Annotated in this window: 3 protein-coding genes; all 3 read left to right on the forward strand. The window is 73.9% G+C overall.

Features of this window, described 5'->3' with window-relative positions; all coding sequences use genetic code 11:
• The first annotated feature begins 362 nt into the window (after positions 1–362).
• Positions 363–545: a hypothetical protein gene (locus L7D48_RS28050; protein ID WP_093657563.1), complete on the forward strand. Its 183-nt coding sequence runs from the start codon at positions 363–365 to the stop codon at positions 543–545.
• A gap of 103 nt (positions 546–648) precedes the next feature.
• Positions 649–1,422: a hypothetical protein gene (locus L7D48_RS28055; protein WP_237883788.1), complete on the forward strand. Its 774-nt coding sequence runs from the start codon at positions 649–651 to the stop codon at positions 1,420–1,422.
• Positions 1,419–2,354 carry a hypothetical protein gene (locus L7D48_RS28060; RefSeq protein WP_237883790.1) on the forward strand — a complete coding sequence of 312 codons (936 nt, stop codon included), beginning with the start codon at positions 1,419–1,421 and terminating at the stop codon, positions 2,352–2,354. Before L7D48_RS28055 ends, L7D48_RS28060 begins: the two co-directional genes overlap by 4 nt.
• The last annotated feature ends 109 nt before the right edge of the window (positions 2,355–2,463 follow it).

Below are 2,463 nucleotides of genomic sequence, written 5' to 3' on the forward strand. Positions count from 1 at the left end.
GGAGCGGACAGCCGCCGAAGGCGCGCCCGACCGCTCCCGTACCGGCGCCGCACACGGCCCGGCCGGCGGACGCCCCCGGACGGCGGATGCGGGCCGCGGGCCGCGCCGCACCTCGCCCACCTACTCCGTACGGGTGAATACTCGACCGCCTTTCCGGGCCCGTTCCCCCGAGGGCCGCCGGCGCGCTCCGGCCCGTTTCCCGTGGTCAGCCGCCCCCTCCCGCCTCATACACGGAACACGGGATCCCGCAAAGCGGATCAAAAGCGCATATGCGCATTCAGAGGTGCATTCGTAACGTCGTATGTGAAGCCGCCCACACCGGGCGGTGACATCCACCTGGCATCCCACCGAGGAGGACCCAGATGCTCACCCACACCACGGGAACCACCCTTGCCCCCGCCGCTCCGGCAGAGCGGGACATGGTCGCCGACCTGATGACCACGCGCGAGGCCCCGGTCAGCGACGCGCCCGTGTGGGCGCCGGAGGCGATCGGCCTGCTGCTGCTCGCGCTCCTGCTCTCCCCCAGGGAGCCGCGGGAGAAGTGACGCGACCGCTTCACAGCGGGATGCGACAGGAAGCGGCATGATGCGACAGAAACAAACGGAATCGGCATAACATGACATACCGAACAAGAGAGGTAGGTCACTGATGCCGAATCCGGACACCCCATCGCGCACGGACTACGCCGCGGCGGTGGAGAGTCTGGCCGACCGTGTCCTCGGTGCCCTGCGGGGCGCCGGGGATCCGGCGGTGGTGGCCTCCCAGGTGGACGAAGCCCCCGACCCCAAGGTCGCACTGGCGGCCGTACGGGTGCTGGGACCCGACGTGTTCGCCCCCGCGCTGCTGGCCGGAGCGCCCTTCGGGCCCGGCGACGCCCGGGCGGTGGCCGAGTCCCTGCGAATCTTTCCGCCCGCTCCGAACGCCACGCCCGAGGCCGCGTGGCGCGACTGGACGACCGTGCGGCTCCTCGCGCGGTACGGCGGTGGCTCCCCCGGCGAAACCCTCAACGACACCCCCACCGACACTCCCGAGGACACCCTGGGCGTACGCGAGCCGGCGCCCCCCGGCGGCGCCGGCTCCTCCTGGCGCGAGCTGTCCCTGAGCATGGCGCAGCTCTCCCCTCTCGCCCTGCCGAACGTCGACGGCCCCGTCCACGGGACCGCCCTGGACCGGCTGTGCGATCTGAGCCGGGGCGCCGCCCGCGCGATGCTCCGCCGCGACTACCCCACCGCGGCCCGCCTGGCGCGCTGGCTCGCCTGCGCGCTGCACCGCGGCGCACGCCCGGACCTCGACACGGCCGCCCTGGTGCGGCACCTCGAACTGCACTGCGGGGGAGGCGGGCGCACCGCGCTGGACACCGCCGTCGCCCGCGGCCTGCTGGACCGTACGCAGCCGCAGAGGCCGGGAGGACCGACCGCATGAGCACGCCCCGCACCACCGCCGAGGCCCCCGCCCCCGTGGGGCGGTCGGCGCACCGGGTGGCCACCCGCGCCCTCGGCTGGCTGCGCCGCCACTGCGAGCTGGGCACCCTGCCGCCCGGCACCACCTCGGACATGGCCGACCCCGACAGCATCTACAAGCCGCTGGGCGAGACGGCCCTGGCCGCCTCCCTGGTGCTGCGCGAGGGGCTGGCCTCCGCGAGCGAGGAGCGCACGGCCCGCGAACTGCTCGACTTCGCCTGGTGGGAGCTGCGCGGCGGCGACATGCTCTACGAGCGGCAGTTGCGCTACATGATGATGGTCGACCCGCTGGAGCTGTACGCGCACTTCGTCCGCGCCGGCTACCGCCACCGGCGTCTGGAGGCGCTGCTGGACCACCTCGGCGGCCTGGTCACGATGGACGCCGTCGAGCAGGTGCCCAACCGCCGCCTCGCCGTCGCCAACGCCGCCCGCCTGACGGGCCTGGCGCGCGAGACCGACTGGAAGCGGCTGACCGACGCCACCTGGCTCGGCAACACCCCCGAGCCGTGGGTGATCGACTGGATGACGGCCTACTGCGTGACGCACACCGTCTTCCACATCACCGACTGGGGCGCCCGCCCGGGTGACCTGCCGCCGCACCTGGAGGAGTACCTCCAGCTCTGGCTGCCGGTGTGGCTGGACATCTGGCGGGAGGTCCAGGAGTGGGACCTCGTCACCGAGCTGCTGATCGTCGGAAGCTGCCTGCGCGAGCCCTACGCCGATCCCGTGCTGTGGGAGGAGCTGGCCTCGGTGCAGCACGAGGACGGGCTGATGCCCCGGGACGGCAAGGAGGTCGAGGGGGACGCCGCCCAGCGCTTCCGGGACCACCACCACCCCACCGTCGTCGCGGCCGTCGCCGGCACCCTGGCGCTCTCCCGCGCCGCCCAGCGGTGAGGCCGGTGTCCTCCGACACGGCCTCCCGCCCCGGACCCGAGCGGGAACCCGGCCCCGACGCCTCCCCCGACACCGAAGCCGCCACCGAAGCCGTCACCGAAGCCGCCAC

It is taken from the genome of Streptomyces sp. ICN903 (assembly GCF_022015835.1).
GTDB lineage: Bacteria > Actinomycetota > Actinomycetes > Streptomycetales > Streptomycetaceae > Streptomyces > Streptomyces fenghuangensis.